The 18,887-nt window shown below is 71.7% G+C and carries 15 protein-coding genes; 11 read left to right on the plus strand and 4 right to left on the minus strand.

All coding sequences use genetic code 11. From position 1 onward, the window contains the following. Position 1: 1 nt before the first annotated feature. Positions 2–2,317, plus strand: coding sequence for a DUF4132 domain-containing protein (locus OHT76_RS28025; protein WP_328873632.1), 2,316 nt, complete (start codon positions 2–4; stop codon positions 2,315–2,317). A 6-nt stretch (positions 2,318–2,323) separates the two neighbouring features. Here the strand turns inward: OHT76_RS28025 and OHT76_RS28030 are convergent, their stop codons facing one another. Beyond that, a complete protein-coding gene (locus tag OHT76_RS28030) occupies positions 2,324–3,244 on the minus strand; it encodes a LysR family transcriptional regulator (protein WP_328873633.1) in 921 nt (306 codons plus the stop codon). A gap of 94 nt (positions 3,245–3,338) precedes the next feature. Here OHT76_RS28030 and OHT76_RS28035 point away from each other — a divergent pair, with 94 nt between their 5' ends. After that, positions 3,339–4,169 (plus strand): oxidoreductase, encoded by an 831-nt coding sequence (locus OHT76_RS28035; RefSeq protein WP_328873634.1) that lies wholly within the window; start codon positions 3,339–3,341, stop codon positions 4,167–4,169. Between the two features lie 236 nt (positions 4,170–4,405). Next, positions 4,406–5,980 carry a S8 family peptidase gene (locus OHT76_RS28040; protein ID WP_328873635.1) on the plus strand — a complete coding sequence of 525 codons (1,575 nt, stop codon included), beginning with the start codon at positions 4,406–4,408 and terminating at the stop codon, positions 5,978–5,980. Positions 5,981–5,983: 3 nt separating this feature from the next. Here OHT76_RS28040 and OHT76_RS28045 read toward each other — a convergent pair whose 3' ends face one another. After that, positions 5,984–7,198 carry a serpin family protein gene (locus tag OHT76_RS28045; protein WP_443049844.1) on the minus strand — a complete coding sequence of 405 codons (1,215 nt, stop codon included), beginning with the start codon at positions 7,196–7,198 and terminating at the stop codon, positions 5,984–5,986. Beyond that, the gene (locus OHT76_RS28050) at positions 7,195–8,391 is read right to left on the minus strand and encodes a serpin family protein (protein ID WP_328873637.1); all 1,197 of its coding nucleotides are present in this window, start codon (positions 8,389–8,391) and stop codon (positions 7,195–7,197) included. Before OHT76_RS28050 ends, OHT76_RS28045 begins: the two co-directional genes overlap by 4 nt. Positions 8,392–8,492: 101 nt before the next feature. Here OHT76_RS28050 and OHT76_RS28055 point away from each other — a divergent pair, with 101 nt between their 5' ends. The 6 genes from OHT76_RS28055 to OHT76_RS28080 all read left to right on the plus strand — a co-directional run bounded on the left by OHT76_RS28055 (position 8,493) and on the right by OHT76_RS28080 (position 14,963). After that, positions 8,493–9,662, plus strand: a complete 1,170-nt coding sequence (locus OHT76_RS28055) for a DUF4190 domain-containing protein (RefSeq protein WP_328873638.1) — start codon at positions 8,493–8,495, stop codon at positions 9,660–9,662. Between the two features lie 146 nt (positions 9,663–9,808). Further along, a complete protein-coding gene (locus OHT76_RS28060) occupies positions 9,809–10,561 on the plus strand; it encodes a GntR family transcriptional regulator (RefSeq protein WP_328873639.1) in 753 nt (250 codons plus the stop codon). Positions 10,562–10,865: 304 nt separating this feature from the next. Continuing rightward, on the plus strand, positions 10,866–11,057 hold the full coding sequence (locus tag OHT76_RS28065) for an SPOR domain-containing protein (protein ID WP_328873640.1): 192 nt from the start codon (positions 10,866–10,868) through the stop codon (positions 11,055–11,057). A gap of 32 nt (positions 11,058–11,089) precedes the next feature. Continuing rightward, a complete protein-coding gene (locus OHT76_RS28070; protein WP_328873641.1) occupies positions 11,090–11,494 on the plus strand; it encodes a (deoxy)nucleoside triphosphate pyrophosphohydrolase in 405 nt (134 codons plus the stop codon). A 152-nt stretch (positions 11,495–11,646) separates the two neighbouring features. Next, the gene (locus OHT76_RS28075) at positions 11,647–12,072 is read left to right on the plus strand and encodes an ATP-binding protein (protein WP_328876637.1); all 426 of its coding nucleotides are present in this window, start codon (positions 11,647–11,649) and stop codon (positions 12,070–12,072) included. A gap of 260 nt (positions 12,073–12,332) precedes the next feature. Further along, positions 12,333–14,963 (plus strand): SpoIIE family protein phosphatase, encoded by a 2,631-nt coding sequence (locus OHT76_RS28080; protein WP_328873642.1) that lies wholly within the window; start codon positions 12,333–12,335, stop codon positions 14,961–14,963. A 196-nt stretch (positions 14,964–15,159) separates the two neighbouring features. On the opposite strand, the gene OHT76_RS28085 is transcribed toward OHT76_RS28080, so the two are convergent. Then, positions 15,160–16,647, minus strand: a complete 1,488-nt coding sequence (locus tag OHT76_RS28085; RefSeq protein WP_328873643.1) for a hypothetical protein — start codon at positions 16,645–16,647, stop codon at positions 15,160–15,162. Between the two features lie 84 nt (positions 16,648–16,731). Between OHT76_RS28085 and OHT76_RS28090 the strand changes: the two genes are divergently transcribed. Then, a complete protein-coding gene (locus tag OHT76_RS28090; RefSeq protein WP_328873644.1) occupies positions 16,732–17,847 on the plus strand; it encodes a hypothetical protein in 1,116 nt (371 codons plus the stop codon). A 119-nt stretch (positions 17,848–17,966) separates the two neighbouring features. Beyond that, positions 17,967–18,887, plus strand: a complete 921-nt coding sequence (locus OHT76_RS28095) for a class I SAM-dependent methyltransferase (protein ID WP_328873645.1) — start codon at positions 17,967–17,969, stop codon at positions 18,885–18,887.

Below are 18,887 nucleotides of genomic sequence, written 5' to 3' on the forward strand. Positions count from 1 at the left end.
GATGAACCTCGCCGACCGGCTGATGAACGCGCTGACCGACCCGGACTCGACATACGACGACACGTCGGCCGACATGTCGCGGATCTCCGACGAGGAACTCGGCGCCCTGGTCGTCGCGGCCAACGACGTGGCCACCTGGATCCGGCCGGCCGCCCTGGCCCGCGCCGCGGTCGAGCGGGCGGCCGAGGAACGGCAGCCGCGCTACACGCCCGAGGCCTGCCGCCGGATGTTCGAGGTGCTCGTGGGACGGACCGAGAGGGAGGACTTCGCGGATCTCACGCTGGGTCTCGCCGCGGTGCAGCACTGCACGGGTCCGCTGCCCGACGTGTCCGAACCGGTCCGAGCCCTGCTCGAGTTGAGACTGGCGGAGAACAAGGTGCGCCAGCCCTACGCACTGCTCGCGGTCGCGGGGCTCGCGGGCGAGGAGACCCTGCGCAGGGCCGTGGAGGGCCTCTCGCGGGACGCGGGACCCATCGTGGCGGACGAGACGGCCGTCGTCGCCGGACTCAGCCGGGACGAACAACTTCTCCTCGCCGGGATCGACCGCGACCACCCCTTCGGCACGCCACCGCCCGCGGACGCATGGCGCGGATCGGCCGTCACCTCCGCCTACGTCGCCTTCGCCCGCCGCGCCCTTGAGGCAGCGGCCGACCGCACCGACGCGATCCACGCGGGCGTGATTCCCTACCGCTCGGACAAGGCGTTCACCGACCGCGAGGTCCTCGCCGTCGGTCAGGCCGCGCGCGTGGCGCTGCTGCGCGACGAGCCCTGGCTCCCGGAGCTGTTCGACCGTCTGCTGCCAGGCGTGGCCATCGCCCCTACGGCCGCCAGGACGCTCCCCTCGCAGGCCATGCTGTACGAAGTGGTGCGCGCCGCCCAGGACTTCCCCACGCCCGAGCTGGTCACCGCGATCCGCACGGTGCGTCGGAACGTCCGGCACGCGGGCGTGCCCAAGCAACTGGACAAGATGATCAAGAAGGTCGAGGCGGCCCTGGCCGAGCGCACCGACGTGGCCCTACGGCTGCCGCGGCTGGACTTCGACGACGAAGGCGTCCTGCGCCGCGCGGCCGGCGACTACACGGCCGTCCTCACGGTCACCGAAAGCGCCACGCTGACCTGGGAGAAGGACGGCCGCCCGCTGCGCAGCACCCCGGCGCCCGTCCGCCGTGACCACCCCGCGCTGGTCAGGGAGGTGCGCGAGCTGGGCAAGCGGGTCGACGCCCAACTCGTCACCCTCGCCCGCGCGTTGGAGGGCGGCTTCACCGTGGACACCGTCCACCCCTACGGCTGGTGGCGCACGGAACTGGCCGGACATCCGCTCGCCCGGACCGTCGTACGCAGGCTGATCTGGGAGATCGAGGTCGCGCCCGGCGACTGGCGGGCCGTACTGCCGGAGGCGGCGGACGAACTGCCCGACGCACCCGCCGACGCCCGCGTACGGCTCTGGCATCCCCTGCGCGCCGACGCCGACGCCGTGCGGACCTGGCGGGATCTGCTCACCGAAGCGCGCATCCGGCAGCCGTTCAAGCAGGCGTTCCGGGAGATCTACCGGCTCACCCCGGCCGAGCAGGAGACCCGCGGCTACTCCAACCGCTTCGCCGGGCATCTCGTCCACTACCGCAGGATGTTCGCGCTGTTCCGGGCCCGGGGCTGGTCGAGCGGCCGGCTCGGGCCCTGGGACATCGGGGACGAGACCGATGCCGAGCGCGTGCTGGCGGCGGGGGAGTGGCGGATCCGGTTCTTCCACTCCTGGGCCGACTGGGCGGGCGAGGACGAGCTGGCGGCGACCGACCAGGTCCGCTTCGACCGCCGGGCCGAGAGCGGCTGGCGCGAGGTGCCACTGGCCGAGGTGCCCGAGCTGGTGTTCAGCGAGGCGATGCGGGACGTGGACCTGTTCGTCGGCGTTACCTCGATCGCCGCGGACCCCGACTGGACCGACCGGGGCCCCGAACGCGCCTACTGGGAGCGGGCGTCCTTCGCCGAACTCACGGAGAGCGCCGACGCGCGCCGCGACGCCCTGGAGCGGATCGTGCCGCGCCTGAAGATCGCCGACCGGTGCTCGCTCGACGGCCGCTTCCTGGTGGTCCGCGGCGAGCTGCGCACGTACCGGATCCACATCGGCTCGGCCAACATCCTGATGGAACCGGACGGCGCCTACCTGTGCATCGTCCCCGCCCGTCAGAAGAGCGACGGCAAGGTGTTCCTGCCGTTCGAGGACGAGCGGCTCTCCCTGATCCTCAGCAAGGCGTTCCTGCTGGCCGCGGACACGGAGATCACGGACGAGACGATCCGCAGACAGATAGGCAGGCGGAGCTGAGGACAGTCAGCCGTCACGCACATCACCCACCACCCGCGCACAGGCCTCCGCATACCCCCGCACCACCGCCCGCTGCTCATCCTCCCGCCGCCACGCCAGCGCGTACCGGCTCGGCGAGAGGCCTCGCACCGGACGGGTCGTCACACCCCCCAGCGTGATCAGCGGAGCGTTCCCCGTGGCGACGAGGCAGACACCGAGCCCGGCCACCAGCGCCTCGTACGTCTCCTCCGTCCCCGCGATCTCCGCACCGATCCGGGGCGGACGCCCGCCACGTTCGTCCAGAGCGAGCCAGTGGTCCCGCAGCGGCCCCGCGCTCGGGGGCAGCGCGAGGAACGGCTCCTCGAAGAGGTCGGCGAGGTCGACCTCGTCGCGCTCGGCGAGCCGGTGGTGCTCCGGGAGAGCGACCAGCCGGGGCTCCGAGGCGACCACGACCCAGCCGTAGCGGGCCGCGTCGGGCAGGGGCAGCCAGACGAAGGCCACGTCCGCGTCGCCGTCCGCCAGGCCCGCCGTGGGGTCCTCCCAGCTGACCTGGCGAAGGCGCAGCACAGCGGACGGATGCTCCGCCGTGAACCGGGAGCGGATCGCGGGCAGCAGTCCGCCGCGCCCAGGACTGGTGCTCATCCCTACCACCAGCGCCCCGCGCGCCGCGGCCCGCGCCGACTCCAGCGCCGCCGACCCGTCCGCCCAGGCGTCCAGCACCCGCCGGGCATGCGGCAGCAGGGCCGTACCGGCGTCGGTGAGCGTCACGCCCTGCGGTCCCCGGTGGAAGAGGGCCGCGCCCAGCTGCCGCTCCAGCGCCCGCACCTGCTTGCTGAGGGCGGGCTGGGAGACGTACAACCGCTCGGCCGCGCGGGTGAAGTGCAGTTCTTCCGCCACCGTCACGAAGTAGCGCAGGTCACGCACATGAACGTCCGTCGTCATAGCCATCGGTTATCAGAGTGGGTCTTGGACAGGCAACCGACCACCGGAGCAGGCTGATTCACACAAGCGGAAGCGACTACCGGGACCACGGGGAGCTGTGATGAACAAGGTGTGGCTGATCACGGGTGCGAGCAGCGGATTCGGGCGGGCGATCGCCGAGGCGGCGCTGGCGGAGGGCGATGTGGTGGTCGGCGCGGTACGGCGTCCGGAGGCGCTGGACGATCTCGTGGCCGCGCATCCGGACCAGGTGGAGGCGCTGCGGCTGGACGTCGGTGACACGAAAGCCGCCGAGGCCGCGGTCCGGGACGTCCTCGCGCGGCACGGGCGGATCGACGTCCTGGTCAACAACGCGGGGCGTACCCATGTGGGTGCCTTCGAGGAGACCACCGAGCAGGAGCTGCGCGAGCTGTTCGACGTGCATGTCTTCGGCCCCGCCGCGCTCACCCGTGCCGTACTGCCGCACATGCGCGAGCGGAAGTCCGGGGCGATCGTGCAGATGAGCAGCATGGGCGGGCAGCTGTCCTTCGCGGGCTTCTCCCTGTACAGCGGGACCAAGTTCGCGCTGGAGGGCATGTCCGAGGGGCTCGCGGACGAGGTCGCCGAGTTCGGGATCAAGGTGCTGATCGTGGAGCCGGGTGCCTTCCGCACCTCGCTGTTCGCGGCCGACCGGGCCGGGGCCAGCCCGGACAGCGGGCGGTACCCGAAGGTGAGCGGGACGCGTGGCATGGTCGCCGGCGGCGACGGCTCGCAGCCCGGGGACCCGGCGAAGGCGGCGGCCGCCATCCTGGCCGCGCTCCAGGCCGAGCAGACCCCGCTCAGGCTGCCGCTCGGGGACGACGCGGTGACCGCCGTACTCGGTCATCTGGACCAGGTGCGGGAGGACGTGGTCACCTGGGAGAAGACCACCCGGGCGACCGCCTTCGACGACTGACCGGCGGACCGCAAGGCCCTGCACGCAAGTGACGGCGTGTCATGTCGGACGCATGGCACGTGTGTTACGTCCGTGCAGGGCCCTTGTGCAATTCCTGTGGAAGCCTCAATCTTTCGGCTGGTGCACAGAGTTCGCACAGCAAAGCAGCGTTGACATGATCACGCCCATTCTGGGCGGGCTCGGCATGCTCGCACCACCCCCCACCAGCGCACCACCGATTGAGGAGGATCCCTCAGATGGCAGTGATGCGTTCCACCCGGCGAAGACTGGCCGCGATCAGCGTGGCGGCCTCCGCGGTACTCACCGCGGGCCTCGTCTCCGCCCTCCCCGCAGGCGCCGCCCCGACCGCGGGCGACGGCCGGATCCAGTACGCCGGCGCGGCGAACGCCGTGGCCGAGAGCTACATCGTGACCCTGAAGCCGGATGCGGCCCGCGCCGGCTCCGCCGAGGGCCGGGCGCTCGCCAAGAAGTACGGCGCCGACATCGAGCGCACGTACAAGAAGGCGCTCAACGGCTACGCGGTCGAGGCCTCCGCGGCCGAGGCGAAGAAGTTCGCCGCCGACCCGGCCGTCGCCGCCGTCGTGCAGAACCGTACCTTCAGCATCGCGGCGACCCAGCCGAGCCCGCCCTCCTGGGGCCTGGACCGGGTCGACCAGCGCAACCTCCCGCTCAACAGCTCGTACACCTACCCGGACTCGGCCGGTCAGGGCGTGACGGCGTACGTCATCGACACCGGCGTCCGCATCACCCACAGCGACTTCGGCGGCCGTGCCTCCTACGGCTACGACGCCGTCGACAACGACAACACCGCCCAGGACGGCCACGGCCACGGCACCCACGTCGCGGGCACCGTCGCCGGTACCGCCTACGGCGTCGCCAAGAAGGCGCGGGTCGTCGGCGTCCGGGTGCTGAACAACTCGGGGTCGGGTACGACCGCGCAGGTCGTCGCCGGTATCGACTGGGTCGCCCAGAACGCGGTCAAGCCGGCCGTCGCCAACATGTCCCTCGGCGGCGGCGCGGACACCGCGATCGACACCGCCGTCCGCAACGCCATCGCCTCCGGCGTCACCTTCGCCGTGGCGGCGGGCAACGAGTCCACGAACGCCTCGACCAGGTCCCCCGCCCGCGTGACGGAGGCCATCACGGTCGGCGCGACCACCTCGTCGGACGCGAAGGCCAGCTACTCCAACTACGGCACGGTCCTGGACCTGTTCGCGCCGGGCTCCTCCATCACCTCGGCGTGGAACACCAGCGACTCCGCCACCAACACCATCTCCGGTACGTCGATGGCGACCCCGCACGTGGCCGGCGCGGCCGCGCTCCACCTGGCCGCGAACCCCACGGCCACCCCCGCGCAGGTCTCCTCGGCCCTGACGACCGCGGCCACCCCGAACGTCGTCACCAGCCCCGGCACCGGCTCGCCCAACCGCCTGCTCTACGTCGGCGGCGGCACCACCACCCCGCCCGGACCGCGCTTCGAGAACACCGGCGACTACGCGATCAACGACAACTCCACCGCCGAGTCCCCGGTGACCGTCTCCGGCGTCTCCGGCAACGCCCCCTCGGCCCTGGCCGTCGAGGTGCACATCGTCCACACCTACATCGGCGACCTCCAGGTCCAGCTGATCGCCCCCGACGGAACGGCGTACACGCTCAAGGGCTACGGCACCGGCGGCAGTTCGGACAACATCAACACCACGTACTCGGTGAACGCCTCCTCCGAGGTCGCCAACGGCCAGTGGAAACTGCGCGTCAGTGACAACGCGGCGATAGACACCGGGCGGATCGACGCCTGGGCACTCCAGTTCTGACGCTCACTCGATGACCGGGGCGTCCTCAAGGCCCTCCGGGTAGCTGTACTCGTCCTCGTCGAAGGGCCTGGGATCCGTCACCCAGCCCGCGACGAGGGCGAGTCGCGTCTTCCGGTGGACGGCGAGGAAGCCGAAGGGCCGGTCGATACGGACGTAGGCCTCGGTCGTCTCGTACGGCAGATCGCCGCCCGGCGCACCCATCCACGCCATGCCCACCGCCGTCACCGCCGCCGCCCGGAACCCCTCGGCGCTGAAGGTGGCCGTCGCGGACTGCCCGGCCGAGCCCACGGCGAGCGGGCCGGCGCTGATGCCCGGGAAGCCGCCCCACTCGGGGTCGGTGGCGCAGGAGAGCCCGAAGAGCTCGGGGCGGGCCAGCAGGTCGTGCCGGGCGTTGAGGGTGAACTCGACGGTGTCCAGGGACAGTTGCGTTGGCGCCGGCTGTGCGCTGGGCAGCTTGGACACGTGCAGTCCCGGGCCCGCGTCTCCCTTCTTCAGCCGCTCGCCCGCCGTCGGCCTGAGGCTGCCGTCGAGGCAGCCGAGACCGGCGCCGAGGACCTGCCCCGGGGTCATCTCCTCCTCGCCGAGCAGCAGATGGACATCGATGCCGTTGTCGCCGCGCACCACGACCCGGGTGACCTTCCCGGCAGGGGTGCGGGCGACCGCCAGATCGTCCAGGCCTTCGGTGGTACGGCTGAGCCCAGCGCGGTCGAAAGCGCCGCCGAGCCAGCGGCCGTAGCCGCCCTCGAAGGGCTCCTCCCACGTGGTCCGCAACACCAGCGCGCTGGCCAGCACCAGCTCGGTCAACGGCGTCAACTCCACCGGCATCGCGTCGACGAGCCCGCCGGTCCGCTCGGCGGCCCAGGCGTCCAGGGTCTTTTGGTCCGCCCCGAGGTCCCCGCCGAGCACCCCGTGCGTCTGCGCAGGTAGCCCCGCCACCCACTCCGGCCGAGGCTCCAGTGTGCGCCGCGTCCATATCCCCAGCGCGGAGTCCAGGCCGTCCACGGAATCCAGCGCGCCCAGCAACTCCCGTCCTGCCGAAGCTGCTTGATCCGCCGGAACCCCGAGGGCCTCCGCCAACTCCTCCCGCGTCAGCTCGGCGGCACCGTCTGCGAGAAAGGCGAGCAGGGGCCACACGCCCACGGCCGAGAAGACTGTGGCGTCCTCCACCGTGGCGGCCCAGAGTGCAGTCAACCCATTGGCCGCGTGAACCGAGTTCACCACCGCACCCCCGGAAAAGGCACCGGCTCCGTGACCCACCCCGCCGCGAGAACCAGCCGTGTGTGGCGATGGACGGCGAGGAAGGCGAACGGCCGGTCGAAGTCGGCCTCGACCGTCGTGACCATCCACCGCAGCTGGGGTATCCCGGCCCCGGGGGCCGCCGCCATCGCCGTCACCGCGGCGGCCTCGAAGCCGAGCGCGCCGAACTTCGCGACGGCCGCCTGCTGGGCCGAGCCGATGCACAGGGGGAAGTCGCTGACGCCGGGGAAGTGCCCGGCGACGGCGGTGCGGGCCGTCGTCAGCCCGAACAACTCATGCCGCTTCAGCAGGTCATGGCTCGCGCGCACCTCGTACGCCGCCGTCGTGACGTTCAGTGTCGGTGGCGCCGGCCTCATGGCCCGCACCCTCCTCACCCGCACCCCGGGACCCGCTTCGCCGTAAGGGAGCCGGTCGCCCGGCACCACCCGGTCCCGGTCGGTGAGCAGGCCCACGCCCGCCCGCAGCACCTGCCCCGGCGTCATCCCCTCCTCGCCGAGCAGCAGATGGACGTCGAGCGCGCCGGTGCCGCACACCTTCAGCTCGGTGACATGGCCGTCCGGGGTGTCCGCCACGCCGATCCGGTCCAGCAGGGTGCTGCTGCGCCGTAGACCGAGGTACACCTCGCCCCCGCCCCACGGGCCGACCTCCGGGCACCACGGAGTCTCGCGGAAGGGGCGCAGCCAGCGCGTCCGCATCGCCAGCGCGCCGGCCAGCACCAGCTCCGTGCTGTCTTTGACTTCGACCGGCATCCGCTCGATCAGCCCGCCGGTCCGCTCCGAGGCCCAGGTGTCCAGGGCCTTGTGGTCCACCTCGACGTCACCGGTGAGCACCCCGTGCGCGTCTGCCGGCAGCCCCGACTCCCAGCGCTCGTGCAGCTCCAACGTGCGCTTGGTCCACAGGCCGAGGGCGGAGTCCACGCCGTGCGCCGAGCCGAGAGCGGCAAGCAGTTCCCGCGCCGCCGATGCCGCCCGGTCCGCGGGCAGCCCCACTGCGTCCGCCAACTCCTCGCGCGTCCTGCCCGCGGCCCCGTCCGCGAGGAAGGCCAGCAGCGGCCAGACCCCGGCCGCCGAGAAGACCGTGCCGCCCTCCGCGACCCCGGCCCAGCGCGCGGTCAACCCGTTGACGGCCCGGATCGTCGCATTTGTGACCCGCATTCCACCCCCACCCGTGCCGCGCTTACCATGCGCGTGCGTTCAGTCGTACGCCCGTTCTGCATCGTCCCGGCCTCGCCGCCCGAAACAGGAGCACGGTACTCGTGTCCATACCTCCGCCCCACGGGCAGCCTCCGGGACCTCAGGGACCGTACGCACAAGGCCAGTTCCCGCCGCAGAGCCCGTACGGGCCTTACCCGTACCACCCCTACGGCCCCTATGGCCGTCCCGTGCCCGTGAACGGCGTCGCCATCGCCGCCCTGGTCCTCGGCATCCTCTGCTTCCTCCCGGCCGTGGGTCTGGTCCTCGGTCTCGTGGCGCTCGCGCAGATCAAGAAGAAGGGCGAGCGCGGCAAGGGGATGGCGATCGCCGGTTCCGTGCTGTCCTCCGTCGGGCTCGCGCTGTGGACGGTGACGCTTTCCACCGGGTTCGCCTCCGACGTCTGGGACGGCCTCAAGGACGCCGCGAGCGAGGACGGCACCGCCTATGCGCTAGCCAAGGGCGACTGCTTCAACTCCCCGTCCGGCTCCCTGGAGGGCGCCACCTACGACGTGGAGGAGGTGCCCTGCGCCGGGCGGCACGACGGCGAGGTGTTCGCGGTCGTCACCCTGCCCGGCGAACGGTTCCCCGGCGACGACTCGGTGACCCGGACCGCCGAGGACAAGTGCTACACCCTGGAAGCCGAGTACGCCATGGACCCCTGGGCCGTACCGGAGGACGCGGCCGTCTACTACCTCATCCCCTCCAGCCAGAGTTGGCGCTTCGGCGACCGCGAGATCACCTGCCTGTTCGGCAGCACCGACGACAAGGGCACCCTCACCGGCTCACTGCGCAACGACGCGACCACCCTCGACGCGGACCAGATCGCCCTCCTCGAGGCGCTCAACACCGTCGACGACGTGCTCTACGAGGAGCCGGAGGACTACCCCGAGGACGACCTGCCGGCCAACCAGGACTGGGCGAGGGAAGTCGAGGGCGTGCTCGGCGAGCAGATCGAGGCCCTGGAGGCGCACGGCTGGCAGAACGGCGCCGAGGAGCCCGTCGCCGCCCTGGTCACGGACATGAAGGACGCCCGCGCGGCGTGGAAGAAGGCGGCCGCGACCGACGACGTGGACACGTTCTACGAGCACTACGACACCGGCTACGAGTACGTCGACGGCCCCACCACCGTCACCGCCCGCGAGGCTCTGGGCCTCGCCACCACCGTGCCGTCCTACGACGGGGAGTACGACGGCGGGAGCGAGAGTCCGGGCGGCGAGGAACTCGATGTGTGATCGCGGCTATAGCGGGGAGAAAGTGCCTGCGTAAGGCCTCACCGGACACAAGTCATCACATCGAGTGATTCTCTGGCCTTTGCTTGCATGGCACAACCCACGGTTGCCACGCTGTTGCTGTCTGTACAACCTGATGGGAGCGGCCAGTGACATTCGGTGAGCAGCCGGCGTACCTGCGTGTCGCGGGTGATCTCCGCAAGAAGATCGTCGACGGTTCGCTGCCACCGCACACCCGCCTCCCGTCCCAGGCGCGAATCCGCGAGGAGTACGGCGTCTCGGACACCGTCGCCCTGGAGGCGCGCAAGGTGCTGATGGCCGAGGGCCTGGTCGAGGGCCGCTCCGGCTCCGGGACCTATGTGCGCGAGCGGCCGGTGCCCCGCCGGATCGCCCGCTCCGGGTTCCGCCCGACCGGCGGGGCCACGCCGTTCCGACAGGAGCAGGCCGACGGCGAGGCGCGCGGCACCTGGGAGTCCAGCAGTGAGCAGGCCGAGGCGAGCGGGTCGGTCGCCGAGCGGCTCGCCATCAAGGCCGGGGACCGGGTGATGTGCACCAGATATCTCTTCCGAGAGGCGGGCGAGGCGATGATGCTCTCCACCTCCTGGGAGCCCCTCGTGGTCACCGGCCGCACCCCCGTGATGCTCCCCGAGGAGGGCCCGCTCGGCGGCATGGGCGTCGTCGAGCGGATGCGCGCCATCGACGTCATCGTCGACAACGTCACCGAGGAGGTCGGCGCCCGCCCCGGCCTCGCGGAGGAACTGCACATCCTGGGTGGCGTCCCGGGGCATGTGGTCCTCGTGATCCAGCGCACCTACTACGCCTCCGGCCGTCCCGTGGAGACCGCGGACGTCGTCATCCCCGCCGACCGCTACCGGGTCGCGTACCACCTGCCCGTGAAGTAGCGCACAACTCCGGGGCAGTTGCTCCCGGCACCGATCCAACCGGAGCCCCTTCAGCAGGGGTTGGAATCTGGTCGTTCTCGCAGGTCGTCACCAATGTGCCCGGCATGCCGCTGACTTGATGCGTCAGCGCGTGCCGACGGCGCATTCGATGACGTGCGCCCCCTGCGTCCTGGCCGGTTGCGTACCTCTTTGTGAAAAGCCGTATTCGCTGCGTAAAGGTTAGGCGTAGGCTCGGGCATATGCGGATTGCGGTTTCCTTAGCGGGCGGGGCAGGCCCTAGGGCGGGAAGGAGCGGTGGGACGCGATGAACGACAGCACGATCACTCTTCCCTGGCTCGTCATACGACAGGACGACAACGGCAATCGCTACCGCGTGGGCCGGTACGCGACCCGGGCCGAGGCCCAGAAGATCGCGGACAGCCTCGACTCCCGTGGGCACAAGCAGCTCTACTGGGTCGAGAGGATCAGCCAGCCCGGCGCCGAGACCGCCAACTGAGACGCCCCCTGGGGTCCCGTAGGCTCCGGCGCATGACGGAACCGATCGTGGTGGTGGGAGCCGCCCTCCTGAACGACGGCCACCTCCTCGCCGCCCGCCGCAGCGCACCCCCCGAACTGGCCGGCCGCTGGGAACTCCCCGGCGGCAAGGTCGAACGGGGCGAGACCCCGGAGGCGGCTCTGGTCCGCGAACTGCGCGAGGAACTGGGCGTAGAGACGGAAGCGGTGGAGCGGATCCCGGGGGAGTGGCCCCTGCGCGCGCCATACGTCCTGCACGTCTGGACGGCCCGCCTCCACCCCGATTCCCCTGCCCCGAAGCCCCTCCAGGACCACGACGCCCTGCGCTGGCTGACTCCGGCAGAGCTATGGGACGTGGAGTGGCTGGACCAGGACGTTCCGGCGGTACGGAAAATCGAACCGCGACTGGGACGTTCCTAGGGGCGCGGGGAACTGCGCGACCAGCCACAACGAAACCCGCAGTCGCCAGACAACAGCACCCCCCACCCAATAGGCGCACTGCACCCCGGCGTACGCCAATCGCAGCGATACACCCCCATGAATACCGGGTATGTCCCCATTAACCCCGCGAAATAGGACACCCTGCCTGGGAAGTGATCGGTGTGATCGACACCGAAGGCGACTGCGTCGAGTGGACCTTCTCCGCCGAACCCGGCGCCGTCCGTGCCGCCCGGGCCGCCGTCCGCGGACGACTGCACGACTGGGGCCTGGACAGCCTCGCCGATATCGCGGCCCTCCTGGTCAGCGAACTCGTCACCAACGCCCTAAGGCACGCCACCGGCCCCATCGGCGTCCGCCTGGTCCGCCCCTCCCACCTCAGCGGTGTCCTGCTGGTCGAGGTCTCCGACCCGATCCCCGAGTTCCCGCGCGAGCGCATCGCCGCCCCCGAGGACGAGAGCGGCCGCGGCCTGCAACTGGTCGCCCACTCCTCACGCCGCTGGGGCACCCGCCCCGGGGGCGCCGGCAAGACGGTGTGGTTCGAGCTCGCGGTGCCCTGAAACCCGTACTGAATGCTGTACGCCCACCCCCGCCCTGTAGAGCGACTGGTTCAGGCCACTGGCGGTTGTCGGAGTCCGTGATTCGACAGCGTGTTGGCTGGTTAGAAGACTGGAAGTGTTTCCGCGGTCCGGTCCAAAAACGATCGGGAACGTGCTGTGATCGTGAACACCGTGTTGTGCGGCGCCGTAGTGCTGGATACTGCGGGCAGCCGCCTCCGGTGACCGGTGCCGGACGCGGTGAGCTGGAGGGGACGGTTCGCGTGAGCGAGATACCAGCGAAGGCCACGGAGTCCGAGGACCCGTCGGACGGCGCGAGGACGGGGGCCACGGCTGCCGCCGCGGCCGACGCGAGCAGTGGATCCGGCGATGGTTCGCCCGCCGAGGTCCTGTGGCAGACCAGTCCGCCCGGCAGCATGTACGACTACATCCGCGTCGCGTCCTTCTCCATCGGCCCCGACGGTCTCGTCGACCAGTGGAGCCTGCGCGCCGAGCAGCTCTTCGGCATCCCTGCCGGGCGTGCCGTGGGTATGGACCCCATCGCGGCGTTCATCGACCCCGAGCGGCGCGAGCTGGGGCACCGCAAGATGGCCGAGATCCTCGACGGCCGGGAGTGGACCGGTGTCGTCCCCTTCCGCAAGCCGGACCCCGAGACCGGCGAGCGCGGGGAGGAGGCCCTCGCGGAGGTCTACGTCATGCCGACGCGGACCGAGGAGGGCGAGAAGGCGGCCGTCTGCATCGTCGTCGATGTGCGGACCTTGCGCAGAATCGAGACCGACCTCGCCGCCTCGCAGGCTATTTTCGGCCAATCTCCCTTCGGCTTCCTGCTGATCGACCCCGACCTGCGGGTACGCCGCGCCAACCAGCGGTTCGCCTCACTGTTCGGCGGCGCCCCGGACGACCATCGCGGCAAGGGCGTCCACGACTATCTGCCCAGGCCCGAGGCGGAGCGGGTCACCGCCACCCTGCGCCGGGTCCTGGAGACCGGCGAGTCCATCACGGACATGCACGTCACCGGCTTCCTTCCCGGCTCCGACGACCGCCGCCACTGGTCCATCAACCTCTACCGGGTGCACAGCGGCTCCGGCCGCCCCATCGGCATCGCCTGGCTCGGCACCGACATCACGGCCCGCCGCGCCGCCGCCCGCGAGGCCGCCGCCGCACGGCGCAATCTCGCCCTTCTGAACGAGGCCGGCGCCCGGATCGGGAACTCCCTCGACCTGGAGACCACGGCCCGCGAGCTGCTCGACGTCGTCGTCCCCGGCTTCTGCGACCTGGCCACGGTCGACCTCTACCAGGGCCTGCTGGCCGGCGACGAGACCCCGCCCGGGCTCGCCGACGGCAGCGCAGAGCTGCGCCGGGTGGCCTTCGCCAGCGCGGTCTCCGACGCGCCCTTCGTCGGCGGCGGCGCGACCGTCGCGGTCGGCGCGGTCCACCACTACCCCTTCAACTCCCCGTGCGCGGACGCCCTGCGCACCGCGCGGCCGCGGTTCGTGCCCGCCGAGGAGGGCGGCCTCGTCCAGTCCACGCTGGCCGTGCCGATGGTCGCCCATGACACGGTCGTAGGCCTGGCGCAGTTCTCCCGGACGAAGGGCAGCGAGCCGTTCGGGGACCGGGACCGGGATCTGGCCGTGGAGCTGGCGGCGCGGGCGGCGGTGTGCATCGACAACGCCCGCCTCTACCGCAGGGAGCACGAGCGGGCGCTGATACTGCAACGGTCCCTGCTGCCCCCGGGCGACCCGGTCGCCTCCGGCCTGGACATCGCCTGCCGCTATCTGCCGGGCAACTCCCTCTCGGACCGGCCGAGCGAGGTGGGCGGCGACTGGTTCGACGTCATCGAACTGCCGGGTCACCGTACGGCGTTGGTGGTCGGCGATGTGATGGGGCGCGGTCTGCGGGCGGCCGTGGCGATGGGCGAACTCCGCTCGGCCGTACGCACCTTGGCCCTGCTGGATCTCGAACCGGCAGAAGTGCTGAGCGCGTTGGACGAGATCGCGCGGGGCCTCGGGGCGCCGGGCGGCGTCCAGCAGGCGACCCGCGCCGCCCGCCGCCCCCGCGAGGCCGACCTCTCCGAGGTATACCTGGCGACCTGTGTGTACGCGGTCTACGACTCGGTGACCCGGCGCTGCACCTTCGCCAACGCGGGCCATCTGCCGCCCGTCCTGGTCGAGCCGGGCGAGGACGCGCTGATGCTGGACGTGCCGCCGGGCATGCCGCTCGGTGTGGGCGGGGAGCCCTTCGAGGAGGTGGAGGTCGAACTCCCCGAAGGTGCCCTGTTGGCGCTCTACACGGATGGACTGGTCGAAAGCCGCGATCACCCCCTGGACGAGGGCCTGCAGGCCTTCGTAGGAGCGCTGACGGACCCCACCCGCCCCCTGGAGGACGTCTGCGACCACGTCCTCAACACCCTCGACACGCACCACGGCGAGGACGACATCGCGCTGCTCATGGCCCGCGTCCAGGGCCTGCCCGCCGATTCCGTCGGCGACTGGACGCTGCCGCGCGAGCCGCGCAGCGTGGGCCGCGCCCGTGAGTACGCCCGCGGCCGGCTCCTCAGCTGGGACCTGGAGCCGCTCGTCGACACGGCGGAACTCCTGGTCAGCGAGCTGGTGACGAACGCGCTGCGCTACGGCGAGGGCGACATCCGCCTCCGCCTCCTGCTCGACCGCACCCTGGTCTGCGAGGTCTGGGACGCGGGCCTGGTCCAGCCCCGCCGCCGCAGGGCCCGCGACACGGACGAGGGCGGCCGTGGCCTCCAACTGGTCGGCCTCCTGAGCGCCGCCTGGGGCTCCCGCCGCACACCACGCGGCAAGACGGTCTGGTTCGAACTCCCGCTCCCGGACGGCGAAACGGGCCTCACGGATCCGGCGGAGGCGCTGCTGAGCCTGTTCTGACCGGCGCCGGGCGCGGGCTTCCGTACGCCGCCGAAGAGACTCCGCCGGTCACTCCCGCCGCGGACGGGTGCGCGGGCCGCCGAAGCTCGCGGCCGTCGCGGTGGGCGGGGGCACGGACCAGGCGGAGGCGCTACTGAGCCTGTTCTGACCGGCGCCGGGCGCGGGCTTCCGTACGCCGCCGAAGAGGCCCCGCCGGTCACTCCCGCCGGGCACGGGTCCGCGGCCCGCCGAAGCTCGCCGCCGTCGCGGTGAGCGGGCGGCCGCGCGTGCGTACGTCCTGCTCCGCCAGCTCCCGGGCCCGGCGGGCGAGGGCGTCGGCGGTGAGCAGGTCTGTGAGGCCGGGGGTGGCGGCGAGCAGCCGCTGGGCCTCCGCGAGCCGGGTGCGAGGTGCGCTGCCGACCGCGCCGCGGTGGGTGGTGATGTGGTCGTCCGCGGCGGCCGCAGCACGGTGCGCCACGAGCGACGCGGCCGCCGACAGGACCCCGGCCCGCCCAGAGGCGACCGGCACGACACCCCGCACGATCCGCCGCAGCGCATCCAGCGGGTCGTACGGCCCTCCGGTCGCCTCGTCCCGTACGTCCGCCAGGACGCCGTCGGCATGGCCGATCCGGACCTCCGGTGGGCCCCCGGGGGCGCCGGTGGTCCGCTGCCGTGCTCCGGCGATCTCCGACTCCGCGCCGGTGAGCGCGGCCGGTACCAGTCCCGCCGCGGCGGCCAGCTCTCTTGCCAGCCGTTCGACCCCCTCGACGAACACGAGGGCCTGGGCGATCGCACCCTCGGCGGCACGCAGATTGCGGATGGCCCGTTCCGTCTCGCCGAGGTCGGCGCCCTGCCGGGCCTCGTTGAGCCGGGAGGTGGCGAACACGAGCCGGTCCTTGGCCTGTTCTACGTAGCCGGACACATCGGCGATGGCCGCGGGACCGTACCGCTTGCCGAGTTCGGCAAGTGTGGCGCCGGCGCCCGCGGTACGGCCGGTCAGTTCCCGGAACCGGGCCTCGGCGACCTCCAACGCCCCGCCCACATCCCCCTCGAGCCCCCGCAGCTGATCGAACCCGGCCGCCTCCGCGTCCAGCCGCCGCCCCGCCTCCTCGCACCGCCCGACGATCCCCGCGAGCACCTGCTGCCGCCGGGTGTCGTCGTCCGGAACCCCGTCGTCGAAGCGCTGCCGCATACGGAACGCGGAGGCGAGCTCGCCCTCGGCGTCCCGGAGGGCCTGCGCGAAGGGCGCGACGGCCTCGGCCCCCGCCCGGGCCTCGGCAAAGGAGAACTCCTCCCGACTGGTCCGCACCCAGTCGTCGGCGTCGACGAGGAGCCCCCGCGCCCGTTCGTCCAGCTCACCGAGCGGCGGCCCCTGCGCCGGGAGCGGCTCACCGCCGGGGGTGGTCCGAGTCCGCAGCCGTCGGGTCCGCCGCACATACCCGTATCCGGCGATCGCGACTGCGGCCACGGCCGCGACGAGCGGCAACGCGAGATCACCGGGCGAGGACTCCGGCTCCTCCTGGGCGGAGGCACCCGCGACGGGCCGCTCCGAACCGACCGCAACCGGAGCGTCCACCCCCGACGTCATCCCCGGCAACACCAGCCACGCCAAGGCGACCAACACACCCACCACGGCATGCACGACCAGCACGGATATGTGCCCGGCGGCCCGCCGAGGCCGGCCCCGGATCATGGATGACGTCACATTTCGGAGCGTATGAGCAGCAATGCCTCAGCGCGACCGGGATGACCCGTGGTGGAGCGCAGAACGCGAGACAAGGGGACGGGAATGAACCAGGAGACGCAGGAGCAGACCGAGGGCTCCGACACTCCCCCTGAGTCCGCTGCGACACCGACGGCCCCGGAGGAGCCGGAGAAGCCGCGGAAGCCCAAGAAATGGCGCCGCAGAGCCACCCGCACCGCCCTGGCCCTCACCCTCGCCCTGCTCCTCCCCACCCTCACCGCCGCCCTGGCCCTCCGCCTGAACTACACGGGCGACCCCGAGGACGGCACGTACACCAGAAACCGCGACGCCATCTGGCTCGGCCACGCCTGGATGGACGGCCGCAAACGCGACGCGGACGTCACCGCACTCGTGCACCGCCTGAAAACCACCGGCATCCGCGACGTCTACGTCCACGCAGGCCCCCTCAACCACGACGGCACCCTCCCGGAAACCAAGTACCCGCGCGCCCGCTGGTTCCTGAGCGCCGTACACCAACAAGCGCCGCACATCCGCGTCCAGGCCTGGCTGGGCGACAAACTCGCCGGCGAGGGCCCGGACGGCCTGCACCTGGAGAACCCGGCCACCCGCGCAGCCGTCGCCACCTCGACCCGTCAGATCCTCGACACCGGATTCGACGGCGCCCACTTCGACCTGGAACCCCTCCACTCGGGCGACACGGACTACCTCACCCTCCTCGACGCCCTGCACCGCGAAACACAAGCCCGCGACGTCCCCCTCTCGGTCGCCGCCCATCAGATAGACCCGCTCCCCGCCCTGCACTCGGTCGCCGGATTCCTCACCGGCCACCCCAAGTGGTGGTCGCAGAAGTTCTTCGGCGAGGTCGCGAGCAGGGTCGACCAGATCGCCGTCATGTCGTACGACACCGCCATGCCGCTGGAGAGCCTGTACGGCGGCTATGTCGCCCAGCAGACCTCCCTCGCCCTGGAGGTCACCCCGCCCACCACCGACCTGCTGATGGGCCTGCCCTTCTTCCACGAGAGCGACATCGGTCACCACGAGTCCGCCGAGACCGTCTCCGCCGCCGTACGGGGTACCCGCCTCGGCCTGTCCCGCACCGACCCGGACCGGGAGCGCTTCGGCGTCGCCCTGTACGTGGACTTCGCGGCCGAAGCGGGCGACTGGACCGCGTACCGGAAGGGATGGGCACCGAATATGTAACCGCTTCGTCGGGCAGACGTCATTTGTGCTTTGCCGGATTGCGCGGTTCTGTTTGTTGTGAATGGCCTGTGCACGACCTACGGTCCACATCTCCCATTTCCAGTGAAGGCCAAACAACCATGCGAGCCTTAATCACCAGCAAAGCCGCCCGACGCGCCCTGCGCCCGCTCGTGCAGCTGATCGACCAGCGCATCGAACGGGAGGTCCGCCGTCATATCGAGGTCTCCTCGAAGGACGCGCTCCAGAAGGAACTGAGGACGCTGCGAAACCGCCAGCGCCCGCTGGAGCTCTTCTTCGACGGCACCGGCCGCGGCGCGTCCCGGCTGCCCTCGGCGCCCCATCTCAACCGCACCATCATGGAGCTGGAGCAGGCCACCGGCGCCGACCGAGCGGCCTGCGAGCGCAATGTGGCCCAGGCCTTCCGGCTGCTCATCGCGATGGAGGCGCTCGGCGTCGGACGGATCGCCGGCGGCACGATGAACATCGTCGGCAAGCTCTCCGCCGTACCGCTGCTCGACCCGCCGACCGACGAGGTCCTCGAAATCGGCACCCTGTACGGGATGTTCAGCGCCGCCCTCATCCGGATGATGGAGCGCGCGGGACGGCAGCCGAGCCTGACCATCGTGGATCCCCTCGCCGGGACCCAGCTCCAGCCCGGCGCCACCATGGGCACCGACGCCTCCGGCACCCCGGTCAACCTGGCCGCCGTACGCACCAATCTGAGCCTCGCCGGAGCGGCCGGCACCGCCGCCCGCATCCAGCAGGGCTTCTCCGAGGACCCCGAGGTCAGAGCGCTGGTCGCCGACCGGCCCTACGGCGTGGTCATCGTCGACGGCGATCACTCCGCCGCCGGTGTCGCCGCGGACCTGGAGTGGGCGGAGCAGATCGTCGCGCCGGGCGGGATCGTCGTACTCGACGATTTCGGGCACCCCAAGTGGCCCGGGATCAAGGAGGCGTTCGAGAAGCACATGACCACGGACACCCGGTTCAAGTTCCTCGGCCAGGTGGCCCACTCGGGGTATCTGCGGGCGCGGACCTGA

This window comes from Streptomyces sp. NBC_00287, assembly GCF_036173105.1.
In the GTDB taxonomy this organism is placed as follows: Bacteria; Actinomycetota; Actinomycetes; order Streptomycetales; family Streptomycetaceae; genus Streptomyces.